This is a genomic window from Shewanella sp. MF05913, from assembly GCF_059758095.1.
Window position 1 is genome coordinate 120,287 of record NZ_JCAYNT010000004.1, and the last position, 19,746, is coordinate 140,032.

18 protein-coding genes are annotated in these 19,746 nt (G+C 42.5%); 11 read left to right on the forward strand and 7 right to left on the reverse strand.

Going from position 1 to position 19,746, the window contains the following annotated elements:
* Nucleotides 1–6 precede the first annotated feature (6 nt).
* Entirely contained in the window at nt 7–1,011 is a 1,005-nt protein-coding gene (locus AC19MV_RS07590) for a virulence factor BrkB family protein (protein ID WP_498306758.1), read from the reverse strand.
* Between the two features lie 105 nt (nt 1,012–1,116).
* Here AC19MV_RS07590 and AC19MV_RS07595 point away from each other — a divergent pair, with 105 nt between their 5' ends.
* Together AC19MV_RS07595 and AC19MV_RS07600 are read left to right on the forward strand one after the other, a co-directional pair.
* Nucleotides 1,117–1,341 (forward strand): hypothetical protein, encoded by a 225-nt coding sequence (locus AC19MV_RS07595; RefSeq protein WP_011635820.1) that lies wholly within the window; start codon nt 1,117–1,119, stop codon nt 1,339–1,341.
* Nucleotides 1,342–1,405: 64 nt separating this feature from the next.
* The gene (locus AC19MV_RS07600; RefSeq protein WP_432400514.1) at nt 1,406–2,053 is read left to right on the forward strand and encodes a DUF2959 domain-containing protein; all 648 of its coding nucleotides are present in this window, start codon (nt 1,406–1,408) and stop codon (nt 2,051–2,053) included.
* Between the two features lie 95 nt (nt 2,054–2,148).
* Here the strand turns inward: AC19MV_RS07600 and AC19MV_RS07605 are convergent, their stop codons facing one another.
* The 4 genes from AC19MV_RS07605 to glnA all read right to left on the reverse strand — a co-directional run bounded on the left by AC19MV_RS07605 (nt 2,149) and on the right by glnA (nt 6,644).
* Complete coding sequence (locus tag AC19MV_RS07605) at nt 2,149–2,619, reverse strand: Lrp/AsnC family transcriptional regulator (RefSeq protein ID WP_432400516.1); 471 nt, start codon at nt 2,617–2,619, stop codon at nt 2,149–2,151.
* Nucleotides 2,620–2,825: 206 nt separating this feature from the next.
* Nucleotides 2,826–3,371 carry a type II secretion system protein gene (locus AC19MV_RS07610; RefSeq protein ID WP_498306760.1) on the reverse strand — a complete coding sequence of 182 codons (546 nt, stop codon included), beginning with the start codon at nt 3,369–3,371 and terminating at the stop codon, nt 2,826–2,828.
* Nucleotides 3,372–3,460: 89 nt separating this feature from the next.
* Nucleotides 3,461–5,044 (reverse strand): PDC sensor domain-containing protein, encoded by a 1,584-nt coding sequence (locus AC19MV_RS07615; protein WP_498306762.1) that lies wholly within the window; start codon nt 5,042–5,044, stop codon nt 3,461–3,463.
* Nucleotides 5,045–5,234: 190 nt separating this feature from the next.
* Nucleotides 5,235–6,644, reverse strand: a complete 1,410-nt coding sequence (gene glnA / locus AC19MV_RS07620; protein WP_498306764.1) for a glutamate--ammonia ligase — start codon at nt 6,642–6,644, stop codon at nt 5,235–5,237.
* A gap of 487 nt (nt 6,645–7,131) precedes the next feature.
* On the opposite strand from glnA, the gene typA reads away from it, so the two are divergent.
* The 6 genes from typA to AC19MV_RS07650 all read left to right on the forward strand — a co-directional run bounded on the left by typA (nt 7,132) and on the right by AC19MV_RS07650 (nt 14,081).
* On the forward strand, nt 7,132–8,943 hold the full coding sequence (gene typA, locus AC19MV_RS07625; RefSeq protein ID WP_432400524.1) for a translational GTPase TypA: 1,812 nt from the start codon (nt 7,132–7,134) through the stop codon (nt 8,941–8,943).
* 135 nt (nt 8,944–9,078) lie between these two features.
* Entirely contained in the window at nt 9,079–9,390 is a 312-nt protein-coding gene (gene ppnP / locus AC19MV_RS07630) for a pyrimidine/purine nucleoside phosphorylase (protein ID WP_188957524.1), read from the forward strand.
* Nucleotides 9,391–9,497: 107 nt separating this feature from the next.
* Entirely contained in the window at nt 9,498–10,022 is a 525-nt protein-coding gene (locus AC19MV_RS07635; RefSeq protein WP_498306766.1) for a DUF4124 domain-containing protein, read from the forward strand.
* A gap of 139 nt (nt 10,023–10,161) precedes the next feature.
* Nucleotides 10,162–11,199, forward strand: a complete 1,038-nt coding sequence (gene glnL, locus AC19MV_RS07640; protein WP_498306768.1) for a nitrogen regulation protein NR(II) — start codon at nt 10,162–10,164, stop codon at nt 11,197–11,199.
* 36 nt (nt 11,200–11,235) lie between these two features.
* A complete protein-coding gene (gene glnG / locus AC19MV_RS07645; RefSeq protein ID WP_498306769.1) occupies nt 11,236–12,648 on the forward strand; it encodes a nitrogen regulation protein NR(I) in 1,413 nt (470 codons plus the stop codon).
* A 203-nt stretch (nt 12,649–12,851) separates the two neighbouring features.
* Nucleotides 12,852–14,081 (forward strand): sensor domain-containing diguanylate cyclase, encoded by a 1,230-nt coding sequence (locus AC19MV_RS07650; protein WP_498306771.1) that lies wholly within the window; start codon nt 12,852–12,854, stop codon nt 14,079–14,081.
* A 62-nt stretch (nt 14,082–14,143) separates the two neighbouring features.
* Here AC19MV_RS07650 and fieF read toward each other — a convergent pair whose 3' ends face one another.
* Nucleotides 14,144–15,013: a cation efflux pump FieF gene (fieF, locus tag AC19MV_RS07655; protein ID WP_432400534.1), complete on the reverse strand. Its 870-nt coding sequence runs from the start codon at nt 15,011–15,013 to the stop codon at nt 14,144–14,146.
* Between the two features lie 189 nt (nt 15,014–15,202).
* Nucleotides 15,203–15,694, reverse strand: coding sequence for a Spy/CpxP family protein refolding chaperone (locus tag AC19MV_RS07660; protein WP_432400536.1), 492 nt, complete (start codon nt 15,692–15,694; stop codon nt 15,203–15,205).
* Nucleotides 15,695–15,970: 276 nt separating this feature from the next.
* On the opposite strand from AC19MV_RS07660, the gene AC19MV_RS07665 reads away from it, so the two are divergent.
* The 3 genes from AC19MV_RS07665 (at nt 15,971) to AC19MV_RS07675 (ending at nt 19,574) form a co-directional block, all read left to right on the forward strand.
* Complete coding sequence (locus tag AC19MV_RS07665) at nt 15,971–17,401, forward strand: cytochrome C biosynthesis protein (protein ID WP_498306773.1); 1,431 nt, start codon at nt 15,971–15,973, stop codon at nt 17,399–17,401.
* 107 nt (nt 17,402–17,508) lie between these two features.
* A complete protein-coding gene (locus AC19MV_RS07670) occupies nt 17,509–18,195 on the forward strand; it encodes a response regulator (protein WP_160051961.1) in 687 nt (228 codons plus the stop codon).
* Complete coding sequence (locus AC19MV_RS07675; protein ID WP_498306775.1) at nt 18,195–19,574, forward strand: ATP-binding protein; 1,380 nt, start codon at nt 18,195–18,197, stop codon at nt 19,572–19,574. Before AC19MV_RS07670 ends, AC19MV_RS07675 begins: the two co-directional genes overlap by 1 nt.
* Nucleotides 19,575–19,746: the final 172 nt, after the last annotated feature.

The following is a 19,746-nucleotide window of genomic DNA, read 5'->3' on the forward strand; positions in this document are numbered from 1 at the left end:
AAAGAATTAAGACTTATCCACCGTTGAATCAGCGACTGCTTTGGCCTGTGACTGATTTAATGTCATCACGGGATCATGCACATTCATCTTTTGGGCATTCTCATCTTCGCTCGAGGCTTCACCTTCGGTAAAGATCTCTGCTTTCATCTCTTCTGCAATCAACGCTAAGCTGTCTAAATATTCAGGTAAGGCGGCGGTAATTTCAGCACCCAGTAATACGATCATCCACGATAGATATACCCACACAAATAAAATAGGGATAACCGCTAACGCACCGTAAATCGCTTCGTAACTAGGGAATTGCGTCACATAAAATGCAAAACCTTTTTTACCGGCTTCAAAGAGTACCGCCGCCACAATAGCTCCGAGTAGTGCATGTAAAAAACGCACCTTTTGGTTAGGCACCACCATATACAGCAATAAAATAGAGGCCACAGAAAACAACAATGGGATCCGCTCTACAATCCACGGCACAATGCCTGAAAGCTCTGTGCCAGTCACTACTTCTAGTGACACCACATAAGACGTCGCCACTAAGCTTGCACCAATAAGTACAGGGCCCAAAGTGAGCACCATCCAATACATTGAAAATGACACCACATATGATCGTTTTTCGCTAATTCGCCAAATGTTATTCAACGCTTTGTCGATGGCCGATATCAACATAATGGCGACAAACACTAATGCGATAATACCAACAAAGGTCCCCTTAGAAGCGTTTGCGACAAACTCGTTGATATACACTTGTACCGTGTCGCCGGCGGCAGGAATAAAGTTGTTATAAATAAACCCTTCAATCTTACCTCTAATACCCTGGAATACCGGAAAAGCCGATAGCATCGACATCGTCACGGCCACCATCGGCACTAACGACAACAAGGTGACATAGGCCAAATGGCCCGCACGGATATTAATTTGGTCGTCGGCGAGGCGTTGTTTTAGGTGCAGTAAGAACTGGCCAATACCAGTGAAAAACTCGACGAATGGTCTAAAATCAAACTTCTTGGGCATAATAATCCTTATTTCATAGTCCGTTAGTAGAGATAACATTTGTATTAAGCCACTAACTTCGTACAATGTTATAACATATTAGTGCTAAAAGAATGGAGCAAATTGATGTCTCAGCAAGGTTCGGCGGGTAATGTCCTCGCAGCAGTAGCAAGTTTATTTTTCCCAGGCCTAGGGCAACTTTTACAAGGACGCATTTTAGCGGCATTGTTATTTTTCTGTATTACGGCGGTATGCTACTTCTTTTTCGTATTAGTCATTCCCGCCATTATTGGTGGCCTGTTCCATTTATGGAGCATTATCGACGCTGCAAAATTTAAATCAGGCAGTTAATCAAATCTGATCGTTAACCTCTTTAAGGTTACGTTCAACTCAAACAATAAAAAGAGACACATTGATGAAAAAATGGATATCACTGGCACTATTAAGTAGCAGTTTACTGTTGAGCGGTTGTCAAAGCGCCTATTACGGTGCCATGGAAAAAGTCGGCTATCACAAGCGCGACATTATGGTTGATCGTGTTCAAAATGCCAAAGAGTCACAAGAAGAAGCACAAGAGCAATTCAGTTCAGCACTCGAAGAAATGCAAGCTTTACTGGCTTTTGATGGCGGCGATTTAGAAGATGCCTACAACAAAGCCAAAGATGAATATGAGTCGGCACAAACTGCGGCGGATGAAGTCACAAATCGTATTGGTAAAGTGGAAGATGTCGCCGATGCATTATTTGAAGAATGGCAAGATGAAATCACCGAGATAAGCAAAGCCAGCTTACGCCGCAATAGCACCAACAAACTGAACGAAACCAAGCGCGCTTATACTTCATTAGTGAGAGGCATGCGCCGTGCAGAAGCTAAAATGCCACCGATTTTAACCGCCATGAAAGACAATATGCTCTATCTAAAGCATAACTTAAATGCTCAAGCAATTGGCGCGATTAAAGGTGAATTTGCTAGCTTACAAACTGACATCTCAAGCTTAATTAATGAAATGAACAAGTCGATAGAAGAGTCGAACAAGTTTATTGCGTCAATGGAGCAAGGTTAGTCGCTCTCTCTAGCATCATTAGGTATTAGGTATTAGGTATTTTGAGTATTGGCTATGTAAGCACGCCGAGCATAGCCAATATAATCAATAACTGACTACTCTATCGGCGATGCGTCGACTGGCAGTACGTTATGACTAAATATTTGTTTTAACACTACTGTTGTTTCAATATTAGACACGTACTTTAAGTTACCTAAAGACTTTTTAATGAACTGCTCGTAGGTCACTAAGTCTTTGGCGACTATCTTTAATAAATAATCGTGCGATCCCGTCACTACCGAGCATTCCATTACCGCAGGCAATTGCGCTACCGTACTCTCAAATAATGCTGTTGACTCATCTGAATGCTCACTCAAGCGCACTGATGCGTACACCACGACACTTAGGCCCACTTTTGCAGGATCTACCTGGGCACCATAGCCTACAATGACTTTATCAAGCTCAAGCTTTTTGACTCGACGCAAACAAGGCGTATCTGACATATTTACTTTGTCGGCTAATTCAGAAACCGCCATTCGGCCATGACGCTGTAATATTTCTAATAGCTTTAGGTCTTTCTTATCCATTAAACAGATCGCTTTTTTAGTCAGAATCAAATGAGTGATTAATTATATAAATATCATATTTTTGAGTGAAATCCTCTACAAATCGTACTTGAGCTCAAAAATATCACGTCACTAAACCCAATTATACCTTCGACATTCTTGCTACCAACAAAAATGCCATGAAGTGATCTTCATGGCATTCTTTTAAATGTGAGTGATTCTCAGTATTAACAGTCGTCAATATCCACTTCAACCAGAGGTTGCTCACCCGCAGCTAACGGCTGTGAATAACGAATCTCACATTTTTTTAGGTCATAATCGGCATTAGGACGAATACGTAAGCCATCACGATCATTAATGCTATTTTTATCGATTGGTGTGATGTTAAATTCACCACCGTCATTGTTGTCGACAATGTTAATCATTCTTGCAATGCCTGCTGAAGTATGACGCGGATACCCGTAAGCTAACGTAATCGATTGCCCTTGTACCGTAATACTATTACCTAGACCATTCCCCGTTCCGGCAGCAGCCGTTTCATCGCAACTGGTACTAATAACACATGCTGAATACACCATGGTTTTACCGCTACTAATGGCGGCGGCAACACCTTGCATTGCACTGGCATAAGCATCACTTTTTAAACTAATAAATTTAGGGGCTGCAACAACCGCTAAAACACCCAAAATAATGATTACCACCACTAACTCGATTAGAGTAAAGCCATTGGGTTTGGTTTGCGCACGACGAGAGATTGTTGCGAGTCGACTCATTTTGTAATCACAATCCTTAATCTAAATACGTTAAGTGCATAACTGACTTTATCATTAATTCTATCGTTATTTTTACATGGGTGCGATGATTAACACGCATGCATGACTTGGTCTTTACCTGCATGCTTAGCTTGATACATGGCAACGTCTGCACGATGAATAAGACTGTCTGTATCGGTATCGACACCATCGTATTGAGCAATACCAATACAGGCGCTAACGTTTAACTGGTGACCGTCTATTTTATAAGGCTGCTTAATTAATTCTAATACACGTTTAGCCTTGCGGTTAACAATATCACACTGGTTATCGTGCTGTAAAAGTAACACAAACTCATCGCCACCATAGCGAGCTAAAATATCACCAAACTCAAGACTGACCGCAACCGTTTGCCCAATACTGATCAACAGACTGTCACCGATGCCATGGCCATAAGTATCATTAATCATTTTAAACCCATCTAAATCGATAAATAAAAGGGAAAATGGTTGTTTTGCATCAATACGTTGCTGGATAGTATTTCTAATCGACATACGATTAGCGAGCCCGGTTACCTGGTCATGATTAGCTAAATGCAATGCTTCGGCTTGAGCCTGGGCTAAATCAGCGGTTCTATCTTTTACGCGTTGCGCTAACTCTGCCTGACTACTAATAACTTGCTTCGACATATAATGAAAGCTGTCAAACAAGGTAACAAACTCAGTGGTTTCAATACGCTGTTTCGCCATAGGGCTTACTTGAGTTTGTTGCTGCGCTAAGTTGCACACCTCTTTAGTGAGTGCGGCAATTGGTCGCGTGATCAATCCGGTCATCCACCAGCTTAGTAGTAAACAAGCAAAAAACGATAGGGAGGCAACCCATAAAATGGTATTAATTTCAGACTCTGCGCGAGCATACAATTCATCCAATGGTTGCGGGATCATTACTCCCCACCCCGTTGTAGGCACAATAGTATAAGCCGCTATCATATCCTGCTTAACAGCCGGAGAATAAAACTCCATCACACCAGTATTACCGGCCATCATTTGTTTCACAATGCTGACTTTAGACAAACTTTTACTGTTTGCTTGCCACTCTTTATTCGGGTGAGCCAACACATTACCTTGGCGATCGACAATAGCAGCATGGCCTTTTTTGCCAAATTTAACCGCAGACTGCAATAAACCAATAAATGCAGGATTCATTACCGCCAACCAGATACGTTGCTGGTTATCTTTACGGATCATATACAAGGTTGGATTCGTGACACCGAATTTATGCACGTCAGTAAACGTTGCGCTAGATAATTGAGAAAGATCAAAAATATTATCACCCTCGATTAACGATAAAGGCTGTGATTGTGCGGGACCAAATAACACGTTGACGAGCTGGCCTTGAGCGTTATATTCACCAACAGACTCAACATCAATGTCTTTAAAAAGTGAAATAAATTCGGAGGAAATTTGCTGTTTAATAACAGAATCAGTGGCGCGATTAAATATTGATAACGCGTCGACACTATAGCGGTCTAGTGCTTGTGATAAGTTTTTTGCTAACAATAAATGTTTGTCATGAACCGTTCGATATTCATTATCGAGCGCATTATGGCTGGTCCACAACGCTAATACACAAATAGGTATCAAAGACACCAAGGTCATCGCAATTAATAACAAATACCTAAATGATAATTTCATCTAATTCTCATATGCAGAACTTTTGAGCAATACAATGGCAGGGGAAATATTGCCGTGCGGAAAAATACGAACGCAACACCTTAGACACATCTGTTTACATTTGCAACATACTGTATAACAAAAAACCCCGATAATTGCTTATCGGGGTTGAGTATTTTGCAATACTGAGTCGTTTATAAAAACCGACTCATTATAGGCTGTAGTACATCTCAAACTCTAATGGGTGAGTAGTACGTGCAACACGCTCAGCTTCACCTTTCTTAATTGCGATATAAGATTGGATGAAGTCTTCACTGAATACGCCACCTTTAGTTAAGAACTCATGATCCGCTTGTAGATTCTCAAGAGCATTTTCTAAAGACGTTGCTACTTGTGGGATCTCAGCTGCTTCTTCAGCAGGTAAGTCATACAAGTCTTTATCCATTGCTTCACCTGGGTGGATCTTGTTTTGAATACCGTCAAGACCAGCCATTAATAGTGCCGCAAAACCTAAGTATGGGTTTGCATGTGGATCAGGGAAACGCGCTTCGATACGACGGCCTTTAGGGCTTGGTACCACTGGAATACGAATTGATGCACTACGGTTACGTGCTGAGTAAGCTAACATAACTGGCGCTTCAAAATGCGGCACTAAACGCTTATAAGAGTTAGTGCTTGGGTTGGTGAATGCGTTCAATGCACGAGCGTGCTTGATAATACCACCAATATAGAACAATGCCATTTCGCTTAAGCCAGCGTACTTGTCACCCGCGAATAAGTTAACACCGTCTTTAGCTAAAGATTGGTGAACATGCATACCACTACCGTTGTCGCCAACGATTGGTTTTGGCATAAATGTCGCTGTCTTTCCATAAGCGTGAGCCATGTTATGAACAACGTATTTTAGAATTTGGATTTCATCTGCTTTTTTAGTCAAGGTGTTAAAACGTGTAGCGATTTCGTTTTGACCCGCTGTAGCCACTTCATGGTGATGCGCTTCAACAACTTGACCCATTTCTTCAAGCACTAAACACATTGCTGAACGTAAGTCTTGTGATGAATCGACAGGCGCGACTGGGAAGTAACCCCCTTTAACCATTGGACGGTGACCTGTGTTGCCATCTGCATAGCTAGTGCCTGAGTTCCAAGCCGCTTCTTTTGCGTCGATTTTAACGAAACAACCTGACATATCAGTGCCAAAACGCACGTCGTCGAATAAGAAGAATTCTGGTTCTGGACCAATCAATACGGTGTCAGCGATACCAGTAGACACAAGGTATGCTTCTGCCTTTTTAGCAATTGAACGTGGGTCACGGTCATAACCAGTCATAGTGCCTGGCTCTAAAATATCACAGCGAATAAGGGCTGTTGTTTCTTCGGTAAATGGGTCTAAAACGAATGTAGTTGGATCAGGCATTAATACCATGTCTGATTCATTGATGCCTTTCCAACCTGTGATTGAAGAACCATCAAACATTTTGCCGTCTTCAAAAAAATCTTCATTTACTTGATGAGATGGAATAGAAACATGCTGTTCTTTACCTTTAGTGTCGGTAAAGCGCAAATCAACAAACTTAACTTCTAACTCTTCAAGTTGCTTTAAAACTGATTCAACTGACATTCTTAAGCCTCCGGTAGGGTAAAGGGTTGTCCCTTAATATAATCTTGGTATTCGCCAGATGGTGCATCTGGAAAACGAATTTTCATTTTTACGATTACTGCCATTAAAGCGATAATCATGCCAATTAGTTAACCTTTTGATTTTGTTAATTTTGAAAATATCAAAGATCAACAAAACAAACGCTTCGCACCAATCTTGTGCACCACTATGTTTCAATGTGGTGCAAAAGTCCATTGTGGTGCATATGCAAATTGATAAAGTTTTAGCCAATGTCACATTTGTGTATGACAAGCTTGTTACTATGACTTAAATAAAGGTTTTAACGTGTTTTTTGAGCTCGAGCAAGCTGAAAAAATTGATGTGTTCAAAAATAATCCTATCTACAAAAGCCGTGCTGAAGTAGAATGGCACGCTTTTTTATGGTGTCTATGATTATTCAGTCGCTATAAAGCCCCCTTTTTTTGTTTGCTGGTTTAGAGGTTTATCCGTGTTAGAGAATTTACGTAACATCGCCATTATTGCCCACGTTGACCATGGCAAAACAACCCTGGTTGATAAAATGTTGGCGCAGTCAGGAACCCTTGCATCTCGTGGAGAAGCTACTGAGCGGGTTATGGATTCTAACGATCTTGAAAAAGAACGTGGGATCACCATTCTGGCAAAGAATACTGCCATCCAGTGGAACGACTACCGCATCAATATCGTAGACACTCCTGGCCACGCTGATTTCGGTGGTGAAGTAGAACGTGTTCTATCTATGGTTGATTCAGTATTACTATTGGTTGATGCAGTTGATGGCCCAATGCCACAAACTCGCTTTGTAACCAAAAAAGCGTTCGCTCAAGGCCTTAAGCCAATTGTTGTTATTAACAAAATTGACCGTCCAAGTGCTCGTCCAGATTGGGTTATTGACCAAGTATTCGATTTATTCGTTAACTTAGGTGCTACTGACGAACAGTTAGATTTCCCTATTGTTTATGCTTCTGCGTTAAATGGTTTCGCGACTTTAGATCCAGAAGAAACTAGCACTGACATGACGCCGCTATTCCAAACCATCGTTGAGAAAGTGTCTTTCCCAGACGCAGATGCAGAAGCGCCATTCCAAATGCAAATTTCTCAAATCGATTATAACTCATACGTGGGTGTTATCGGTATTGGCCGTATTACTCGTGGTAGCGTTAAGACTAACCAACAAGTGACCATTATTGGTGCTGACGGTAAGAAACGTAACGGTAAAATGGGCCAGGTATTAGGTTACATGGGTCTAGACCGCACTGAAGTTGAAATCGCTAACGCGGGCGACATCGTTGCTATTACAGGTTTAGGCGAGCTTAAGATTTCTGACACAATTTGTGCAGTGAATGCAGTAGAGGCAATGCCACCGTTAACGGTTGATGAACCAACACTAACGATGACATTCCAAGTAAACACTTCTCCGTTCGCGGGTAAAGAAGGTAAGTATGTAACTTCACGTAACATTCTTGAGCGTTTACAAACTGAATTAGTTCACAACGTAGCATTACGTGTTGAAGAAACAGACAGCCCAGATCGTTTCCGCGTATCAGGCCGTGGTGAATTACACTTATCGATTTTAATTGAAAACATGCGTCGTGAAGGTTATGAATTAGCCGTATCTCGTCCAGAAGTTATTCTAAAAACAATCGATGGTGAGCTATGTGAACCATATGAAACCGTAACAGTTGACGTTGAAGAAGATCATCAAGGTACCGTAATTGAAAAATTAGGTACACGTAAAGCTGAAATGAAAGACATGCAACTTGACGGTAAAGGTCGTGTCCGTATCGACTTCATTATCCCAAGCCGTGGCTTAATTGGTTTCCAAACTGAGTTCTTAACTGCTACTTCAGGTACTGGTTTGATTTATCACTCATTTGATCACTACGGTCCACATAAAGGCGGTGACATCGGTCAACGTGCTAACGGTGTATTGATTTCAAATGCTACAGGTAAGTCATTAACGTTCGCACTATTCGGTTTACAAGACCGTGGTCGTCTGTTTATTGGCCACGCGGCCGAAGTATACGAAGGTCAAGTAGTGGGTATCCATGCTCGTGCTAACGATTTGACAGTTAACTGTCTTAAAGGCAAGCAGCTAACCAACATGCGTGCATCTGGTACTGACGAAGCTCAAGTACTGACTCCACCAATCAACCTGACTCTTGAGCAAGCGCTTGAGTTCATCGATGATGACGAGTTAGTAGAAGTAACGCCTAAGAACATTCGTGTTCGTAAGAGATTCTTAACTGAAAACGAACGTAAGCGTAATAACCGCAGCTAATTCTATTCAGTAAAAATACTTAGCCCAGATAATTATCTGGGCTTTTTTATGTCTGCATGAAAACATTTAACTAGGAAGTTTAATTAAAAATCTGTAATACTCATCGACAATATTTAACATTAATTAGGAGTCGATATGAGTATGTTGCAACATGTCAGTGTGGCAAAACAGGCCAACGTGTATTTTAATGGCAAGGTCACTAGCAGAAGCGTGTTGTTTACTGATGGCAGCAGACAAACTTTGGGTGTGGTACTTCCGGGTGAATATGAGTTTTCTACTGCTGAAGGTGAAATCATGCAAGTGACTTCTGGTGAATTCGAGGTGTTATTGCCCGGCGAAACAGACTGGAAAGCATTCAGCGCGGGTAGCCAATTTGAACTTGCACCAAATGTGAGCTTTAGCTTACGCACGAGTCAAATATCAGAATACTGCTGTCACTATATCTAGTGGTAAATCTAGCGTATTGTCAGATCAGCTTAATCAAGACAGATTAAGCTGATTTTTTAATAAAAAGCGTCTACTCTATGAAAATATTGATTTTTAAGGAGTTCAGCATGCGTATTATCTTACTTATTGGCTTGCTTATCATTAGCGCCAGCAGCCTCGCGACCGTGTATCGCTGGGTAGATGAGAACGGGAAAGTACATTATTCTGACGAGCCCAAAGCTAACGCAGAAGCGGTTGATCTTAATCAAAATACCCAAAATAGTATGACTATCAATACCCCACCTCAAGCCAGCGTCACACCTAAAGATGCCACACAAGTTAGTTATACAGTCACGATAACCTCACCTCAAGAAGAAGCCACCATTCGCGATAATAATGGCGATTTTAGTGTTAGCGTCAGTGTTGCACCAAAACTGCCAAAAGGCGCCAAAATGATATTATTAGTTGATGGCGTCGTCGCAACGGAGCCACAAACTTCAGCAACATTCCAACTCAGTGGCATTTTTAGAGGCGAACATAACATTGTTGTGAATGTGGTAACACAAAGCGGCAAAGTACTTGCATCTAGCTCTCCAAGAAAGGTATTTCTACATCAGGCATCAGTATTTGGACCGGTTAAAAAGTCTAGATAGCAAAGATAAAAACTATAATATTCATTAAGTTAAAACTTATATTTAGGTTTTTAGTCTTGATTGCTGTTTGTGTGGAATAGGTTGCAGCCTGCACCAAAGTGGTGCACCATGTTAGTGCAACCCCATATTAGGACGGCGAATGGACACCAATAACCTACTCAATCATTTAGTTACGGCAGTGCTGGTTATCAACACCGAGCTAAAACCGTGCTATGCCAACGCTGCGGCGGCGCAATTACTTGGGATAGGCAATCACAAACTACTTGAGCAAACTTTACCTGAGCTTTATCAATTAATGGGAGTAGAGCCACAACTACTTCGTGATGCCATTGCAGCAGGCCAAGGCCTAACCGTAAATACCGCAGCACTAATCACTCTTGACGGGCAGCATCACACAATTGATATCACCTTAATGCCAATTGAAAATGACACAAATCTGAGCGTTTTAGAACTCCGCCAAGTTGATCAGCAACGCCGAATTCATCAGCAATTAAATATGGACGCACAGCAGCAGGCTGCACAGTTTTTAGTGCGTAATTTAGCTCATGAGATTAAAAATCCATTAGGTGGTCTGCGGGGTGCAGCGCAGTTACTCTCTCGAGAATTAACCTCTCCAGATTTAAAAGAGTTCACCAGTTTAATCATTGAACAAGCCGATAGGCTGCGCAATTTGGTCGACCGACTTTTAGGGCCGCAACGCCCAACTCAACACTCAGCACACAGCATTCACCAAGTGGTGCAAAAAGTATTAAAACTCGTGCAAATGGCAATGCCAGACAATATTAAAATCAAGCGAGATTACGATCCGTCGATCCCAGACTTACAAATGGATCCAGATCAAATGCAGCAAGCTGTGCTCAATATTGTACAAAATGCCATTCAAGCATTGGAGCCCTGTGGCGGTGAAATTTTAATAAAAACTCGCACTCAACATCAGGTCACCATTGGTACTCAACGCTATAAATTAGTCTTAGCACTGTCGATTATTGATAACGGTCCAGGCATTCCACCCGACTTAGTGGACACCCTTTTTTATCCTATGGTCACCGGTCGTGATGAAGGCTCAGGCCTAGGGCTATCGATTGCCCATAACATTGCCCGTTTACATGGCGGCCGTATTGATTGCGTGTCAGCACCTGGACACACCGAATTTATTATTAACCTGCCATTACAATAATTAGCATGCCCTTTATTGGCAGAATGAGGTTTTAACATGAACATAAGCGAACAAGTTTGGATCCTCGACGACGACAGCTCTATCCGTTGGGTATTAGAAAAAGCACTCAAAGGTGCTTCGTTATCTACCGCAAGCTTTGCCGCTGCCGAATCACTGTGGCAAGCATTAGAATCATCACAGCCACAAGTGATTGTGTCAGACATACGTATGCCAGGCACCGACGGATTAACCTTACTAGACCGCTTACAGCTGCACTATCCGCATATTCCCGTCATCATCATGACAGCGCATTCAGATTTAGACAGTGCAGTGAGTGCCTATCAAGCGGGGGCGTTTGAATATCTGCCTAAACCCTTTGATATCGATGAAGCCATTAGCTTAGTTGAGCGCGCACTAACTCACGCCACAGAACAAACGCCTGTTGCAGCAGTAGATACCGCAGTCAAAACCCCAGAAATCATTGGTGAAGCACCGGCTATGCAAGAGGTGTTTCGGGCAATTGGGCGTTTGTCTCGCTCATCTATTAGCGTGCTCATTAATGGCCAGTCGGGTACAGGTAAAGAATTAGTCGCTGGCGCATTGCACAAACACAGCCCACGTAAAGATAAATCATTTATTGCGTTAAACATGGCGGCTATCCCTAAAGATTTAATCGAATCGGAGTTATTTGGCCATGAAAAAGGCGCATTTACTGGTGCGTCTAATGTGCGCCAAGGACGCTTTGAACAAGCCAATGGTGGTACACTATTCTTAGATGAAATCGGCGATATGCCATTAGATGTGCAAACGCGTTTATTACGCGTACTCGCTGACGGCCAGTTTTACCGCGTTGGTGGTCATCAAGCGGTACAAGTTGATGTGCGTATTATTGCCGCGACCCACCAAAATTTAGAAGTGTTAGTGCAAAAAGGCACGTTTCGTGAAGATCTGTTTCACCGCTTAAACGTGATCCGCGTACATTTACCTCCGTTGTCACAACGCCGTGAAGATATCGCGCAACTTGCGACTCACTTTTTATCGACCGCAGCAAAAGAGATAGGTGTTGAGCCTAAAATTCTAACGAAAGAAACAGCCGTCAAACTGGCAAACCTGCCATGGCCAGGTAACGTTCGTCAGCTGGAGAATACGTGTCGCTGGTTAACTGTGATGGCGTCTGGTCAAGAGATTTTGCCACAAGATTTACCTCCTGAGTTACTCAAAGACCCAGTTTCAAACCAACAAAAACATGCTGGTGCAAGTGATTGGCAAACGGCATTAACAGATTGGATAGACGAAAAGCTCGCGGCAGGTGAAAGTGATTTATTAACTGAAGTGCAACCAGAGTTTGAACGTATTTTGCTGGAAACCGCATTACGTCACACCCAAGGCCATAAGCAAGAAGCGGCTAAGCGTTTAGGCTGGGGACGTAATACGTTAACACGTAAACTCAAAGAGTTATCGATGGACTGATAAGGTATGGTTAATAAGATATAATTATTAACCCCTTATATTACATGACATTATAGTTTATCTTGGTCTCTATGTGACTATGCACTCACATTAATAAATTATTTTATCTTATTCCATAAGCGGTACATGCAAATCATATTTCCAGTGCTAGAATGACCAACCAATAAAGCGATAGTGGCTTGTCCCAAGTGCAAGGATAGATTTTGGATTTTGATGCTCAATATGGTGTAGTCATTCACCAAGACTTTATTCCGAGACATGCGGATGATACCTATGCGAAAATTTTCGGATATGAAAACGCGCAAGAAATTCTCGCATTAAAGAGTATTTTGGAGTTAATCGACCCTGAGTCGCAAGACATTGCCGCGCACACTTATTACGCACTAATGAGTGGCATCGAAAAACCACAAGTTCGAAGTTACATTAACCGCAATCGCCTTGGCGAAGTCATGAATGTGCTTGCCATTGAGCATATTGTTGAATGGCAAGGGCGCCCTGCACTGCAGGTTACTATTGTTAACTTAACGCAATCACTTCAGCTGCAACAATCATTACAACAAAGTGAATATCGTTACCGTGCCTTGCTCAATGGTTCGGGTCAAGGCGTGTTAATACACCACCAATTTAGTCCACTTTTTTGTAATCAGGCATTAGCCACTATTCTTGGATACCCTAATCCACAGAGTATTATGGCGTTACCGTCAATGTTAGATTTTGTCGACCCAGCCTATCGTGCCCAACGTGAAGAAGCACTTAACAACCTATTCAATCACAAAATTCAATCGTCTACCGTGGAAATAAAATGCCTCCTCTACAGTGGTAAACCTGTATGGGTAAAACTAATGGAAACAATCATAGACTGGAATGGTCAACCGGCTATTCAAGTCACCATGACCGACATCACTGAGGCGTATTTACTCAAAGAAAAGTTTGAGCAACAAATTCATGTAGACTATCTCACTAAGGCCCTTAATCGTCGCGGGATAACATTAGCAGGTAAAGCATTATTGCTCGATAACACCTTGCCACATCATCACTTCTATTGCGTATTAATGGCGTTAGATGAGTTAAAGCAAATCAATCATTTGTTTGGCCATGAAACCGGTGATAAGGCATTAATCCATTTTGCTCAACAATGCCAAAGCAGGTTAGCCGATGCAGACTTACTGGGCCGTTGGAGTGGTGATGAGTTTATTGCCATTATTCGAGCAAGTAACAATAGTATTGCCAGAAATGTAGCCGAAAGCATTCGTCACAGTATTGATAGCACTGATTTAGTAGACCCAAAAACGGGTAAACACCTTCGTTTTAGTGCGTGTGTTGGCGTGTCGAAATTGCAAGAAAATGACACCCTAGATGAGTTAATTTTACGAGCGGATTCTGCATTAGAGCTGGCTCGTTCGCAAATAACCAACCAACTTGTGATGGTGTAATACGTTAAACCTACCGTGCCTATTATCAAATAGGCACGGTTGCACCTAAAGAAAGCACCTGCTTACACAGGGTCCTGGTGAATAATCACTTCAGCATCATCAAAAGCCGCTTTAATCACTAAGCCAGCCTTATCGGCGATATCGTGAGCCTCTTCAAGCGACAACTCACCCGGTAGTTCCATGTGCAATTGAATAAAAGTGGTTTTACCGGCTTGGCGAGTGCGTAAATCATGAATACCTTTCACTCGTGGATCTTGTTTTGCCAGTGTTTTAATTTGCTCACGCGTGTCGTTATCTAACTCACGGTCGAGCAAACTTTGTATAGAACGATAGCCTAAATCGAGCGCTTGCTGGCCGATAAACACCGCGATTAACACCGCAAACAAACCATCTGCCCACCACCAACCGTACATTGCTAACACTAAAGCCAGTAACACGGCACCATTCAGTAGCAAGTCAGATTTATAATGTAGTGAATCAGCTTCTACCACCGTACTCTTGGTTTTTTCAAGTGCACGTTGTTGCAACATCACCAATCCTAGCGTCATCACAATCGCAATGATTGACACTACAATACCGACGCCAGGGCTAGTTATCGGCACTGGATTAATTAATTTTTCGCCGCCATAAAGCAACAATAGTGATGCTGAACCTAGAATAAATGCCGCTTGAGCCAGTGATGCTAACGGTTCAGCTTTGCCGTGACCATATCGATGATCTTTATCTGCGGGCACAATGGCATAACGGATAGCAATAAAGTTGACGATTGAGGCTAACGCATCTGCAAATGAGTCGGTTAATGACCCCAGCATACTGGCCGAGCCAGAATATAACCACGCCAATAACTTAATCACAATAAGACACAGTGCGGTCGCTACCGACGCGCGGCTAGCAAGTTTGACCCAAAAGTCATATTCAGAGGATGAGGACATAAGGTAGTTGTCGATTCTATTGGCTAAGTTTATCTGGGGTAACTATAGCAAGTTCAATACTATATTAGGACAAAGTTTACTAAACCAAGCCATCCCTTTTATCAAACTGTGACCATTAGCAAACTTGCATGAACAAAAAAGCCGTTACCACAAGGTAACGGCTTCCAATAATCGCTTAATTAGAGTTAATTAACGACGGGCTTTATGACCTTTACCTTTAGCAAACTTTTCTTGAAACGTTTGCTGTTGTTCTGGAGTCAATAATTGATAAATTTCATTTTGCATTTTTAACTGCGTCAACATTCGTTGTAAATGCTTTTGCTGTTGTGCTTCAGCCATTTCAGTCGCTTTAGCTTCATCGAAACTGGCTCCTGTAATAAGGGCTAACATTTCTGCACGGTGAGCAGTGCGTTGCTCTTTTGTTGGACGCTCAGGACGATCCGCTTTGTACTTTTCAACAACTGCTTTAACTTGATCTTTTTGTGCGTCAGTTAAATCCAGCTTACGCAACATTTTATGCATGCCATCTTTAGGGCCATGATGTCTGTCGCCTTTTTTGCTCATTTGCTCCGTTTTCACAGTCGTATCTGTTGTGTCGGCAGCGTACAACTGTCCGGCTAATAATGCTGAACTTGCCACGAAGGCAACTAAACTAGTCTTGATAATTGATGATGTTTTCATTGTTAAGTTCCTTGGTCTACATAAATGTTTGTTTTCTGCCTTAGCAGATTTGATACTCAGTTTAGCGAATGCAATGTCAATTAGGGTTAATGATGAGTAAACCTATGTAAAGAGCATTTTCATAACACGTTAACTCTAATCATTCATGATCAACTTGGCATATTCGGTCATAAAAATCGCTGAAATGAGAGCCAGTTAACGGAATGTGGACTTGCTTGTTACAGCAAACGGATAAGGGCATAAAATCATATTATTAGCGTTTGAATGGAATTAATTATGAACCGATTGATTGGCCAACTACTTTTTCTTCTTAGTATTTTTCTGTTAGCACCGAGCTCAATAGCCAATACATCTACCACAACAGATGACGCCATTTGGTATAGCCAGCAAAACCAGCAACCGGTGGTCAAACTGCATTTCTTTTGGTCTAAAACCTGTCCGCATTGTAAAGAAGCACATCCGTTTATTGATGCATTAGGTGAGCGTTTTCAATGGATAGAGTTACACGACTACGCGATCAGCGAGCCTGGCAATGTCGATAAATTAATGCAAATGGGCCAGCGCACCGGCGTTGAACCTAAATCAGTGCCCTACTTTGCCATTTGTGGTGAAGCTGTTGTGGGTTACAACAGCCATGACGTCACCGGACGCTATATTTTAGAGCGACTGATAGACTGCTATCAACGCCAAGGTGGCCAAGCTGATATTGGCAGCAAATTAGACGATTTCTTAGGTGCTGCGTCAACTAATGATGCGCCACTGTTTGAAACCTGCGCCGACACCAATGACGACCCTCAAGCTGAAGGCAGTTGCGGTATGTCTTTTGACAGCACGAGCAAAATTGACTCACCAGCAAAACCCAGCGTTCAACCCGTTGACATCCCCTTAATTGGCGAAGTACATCCGGAAGAACTGTCGTTACCCGTTTTAACTGTAGTATTAGCCGGTGTTGATGCCTTTAATCCCTGTGCGTTTTTCGTATTACTGTTTTTATTGAGTATTATGGTCAATGCTGGCAGCCGTAAACGCATGTTATTGGTTGGCGGGATCTTTGTTTTCTTCTCAGGATTTATCTACTTTATCTTTATGAGCGCATGGTTGAATTTATTCCAACTACTGGGCGGCGGAGATGGTGGCATTATTATTACCTGCGCTGGGTTGCTGGCACTGGTAGCTGCCGTGGTTAATATTAAAGATTACTTCTATGGACGAGGTGATGTGAGTTTATCGATGTCAGTTGAAAATCGTGGCTCATTAATAAAACGTATGGGTAAGTTGTCTAAAGCAAGTTCGCTGCCTACCATGATTTTAGGCTCGACTATTTTGGCGATTCTCGCCAACGCTTACGAATTACTCTGTACCGCCGGATTTCCAATGATTTACACCTCAGTATTATCATTGTCAGACCTTGATTCAGTGCAGCGCTACATGTATTTGATTGCCTACAATATTGTCTATGTCATTCCGCTCGCCGCCATCGTCATTGTGTTCTCGATGACATTAGGCAAGCGCAAACTTACTGAAAAAGAAGGTGAAGTTCTTAAACTCATGTCTGGTATTATGATGCTAGGCTTAGGAGGCATGTTAGTACTCAACCCTGCCGCATTACAAAATGCCGTATTTTCAGTTGGCTTAATATTAGGGGCTATTGTCGTCACGTTTATCGTAGTCAAAATTACCCGTTATGTTAAAAAACAAAACGGGTAAATGTAAAACTATGCAATGTTAATGTAAATTGTCCCTAGTATGAGATAATCTGTAATTGATTGAAAATCGGTATGTTGTACCGATTTTACTTGTGCTAGAGGACAGTTATGAATCGCATTTTATTGATAGACGATGACATTGGTTTATCCGACCTGCTCAGCCAGTTGCTAGAGCTTGAAGGCTTTGCACTGACCCAAGCCTATGATGGTGAACAAGGGTTGTCGCTAGCGCAACAACAAGACTTTGACCTCATTCTGCTTGACGTCATGCTGCCAAAACTCAATGGTTTTGAAGTATTGCGTGCTTTACGCCAACGCAAGCAAACACCGGTACTCATGCTAACTGCACGCGGCGACGAAATCGACCGTGTCGTGGGGCTAGAAATTGGGGCTGATGACTACTTACCGAAACCGTTTAACGACCGCGAATTAGTGGCACGTATACGCGCCATATTACGCCGAGCACAAACCACACAGCAAGATGCGCAAAACAACGATATGTTGCAGTTTGGTGATTTACGCCTTGACCCTACCCGCCAAGAAACCTATTGCAATGAGCAATTGATTATCTTAACAGGCACAGAGTTTTTATTGCTGTTTCATTTACTTGAAAAAAGTGGCGAGCTGGTAACCAAAGAATCATTAAGTGAAAACGTGCTCGGCAAAAAGTTAATGCCATTTGATCGCAGCTTAGATATGCATTTGTCTAATTTACGAAAAAAACTTCCTGAGCGCCAAGACGGTCGTCCACGGGTTAAGACCCTACGTGGCAAAGGCTATATCTGGATACCGTAATGTTAAAAAACAACCCGTTTAATCGACTCTTTTTTAAGTTACTGCTGGGCTTTTGGCTGTGCAGCTCATTGATTATTGCACTGGTATCGTTATTGCCATTGCTACAGCAAAATCATGACCGCTCACCACTCCCGCCCAGCCTTGAACGGGTGCTAAACAAGGTTGCGACACGTATTCAACAGCAACCGCAATTACTTGAAAGCAATAACCTGCAACGCTTGCACCGAGGTAGTGACCAAAACGGTGGCCCAATCCGCTTATATTTAACCGACGACGAAGGCAAAGTATTAAACAGCAAACGAGTCTCGCGCGGCTTTAGACGTTTTCAATTAATGGCTGAAGAAGCTAACCAACCCATAAGCCATCAATTTAGAGACGAGCTGATTTTTGGCCCTTATATCTTCGACGTTAACGGCAAAAACTATCAGTTATTTGGCCGTTTACCAGACAACCACCCCCGTCCATGGTTTTTCTTTTTTGCCGACAACAAATTACTCACAGCAGGATTAGCCATATTATTATCAGGATTTTTGTGTGGCCTACTGGCATGGTATTTAGGCAAACCATTACGTTCATTAAAATTGAGCGCCAACGCACTTGCCCGAGGCGACTTAGCCAATCGCGTTGACGCAGCAACTGCTAACCGTCGAGACGAAATGGGCCAACTCGCGGTTGCCTTTAATGGCATGGCCGACGCCATTGAAACCATGGTAAACAACCAACAACGCTTAATGGGCGACATATCCCATGAACTGCGTACCCCTTTAACAAGGCTACAATTGTCACTCGCACTTGCACGTAAAAAAGGCCAACACAGCACCGAGCTGGACCGGATTGAATACGAGGCGCTTCAACAAGAAGCCCTTATTAGCGAACTACTCACATTGTCACGCGTAAGGCTTAATGCCACCGAAAAACGCCTCACAGCTGAGCTAACCGAAACATTAAGCCAGGTGTTAGATGACGCTGAGTTTGAGGCCGAACAACAAGGCAAGCAATTACACATCAATATCGATGAATCGATTTGCTTTGAACATTTACCGAAAACCTTATCGCGCGCCATTGAAAACTTGCTGCGCAATGCGATTCGCTACGCCGAAAAAAATGTCTATATCGAAAGTAAGCAAACTAAGCATCGGGTGAGCATTGTCGTTAAAGATGATGGTCCAGGGTTGGCTGAAGAAGAATTAGAAGCGATTTTCACGCCATTTTACCGCCCAGACAGCTCTCGCGATCGTGAATCTGGTGGCTGGGGATTGGGCTTGGCCATTACTCAAGCGGCTATTTATGCCCACAATGGCCAGATAGCTGCAACCAATCAGCAACTACATGGATTAGTGGTGACTATTGATTTACCGACCCAATTAAGCACGCTTTAGCCTGTAATAATTAGTTTAATACCAATTCCACTAATTATCTGGTCATTCAGCGTGAATTCTGTGCCTTCTAGGCAAGTAATAGGATTGAAGACATAGTTGCTCTACGTCAAAATGCTATTAAGCAGCATAGAAGGCACAGAAACCCGCCTTGCAGGAGACACTCAGACCGTTC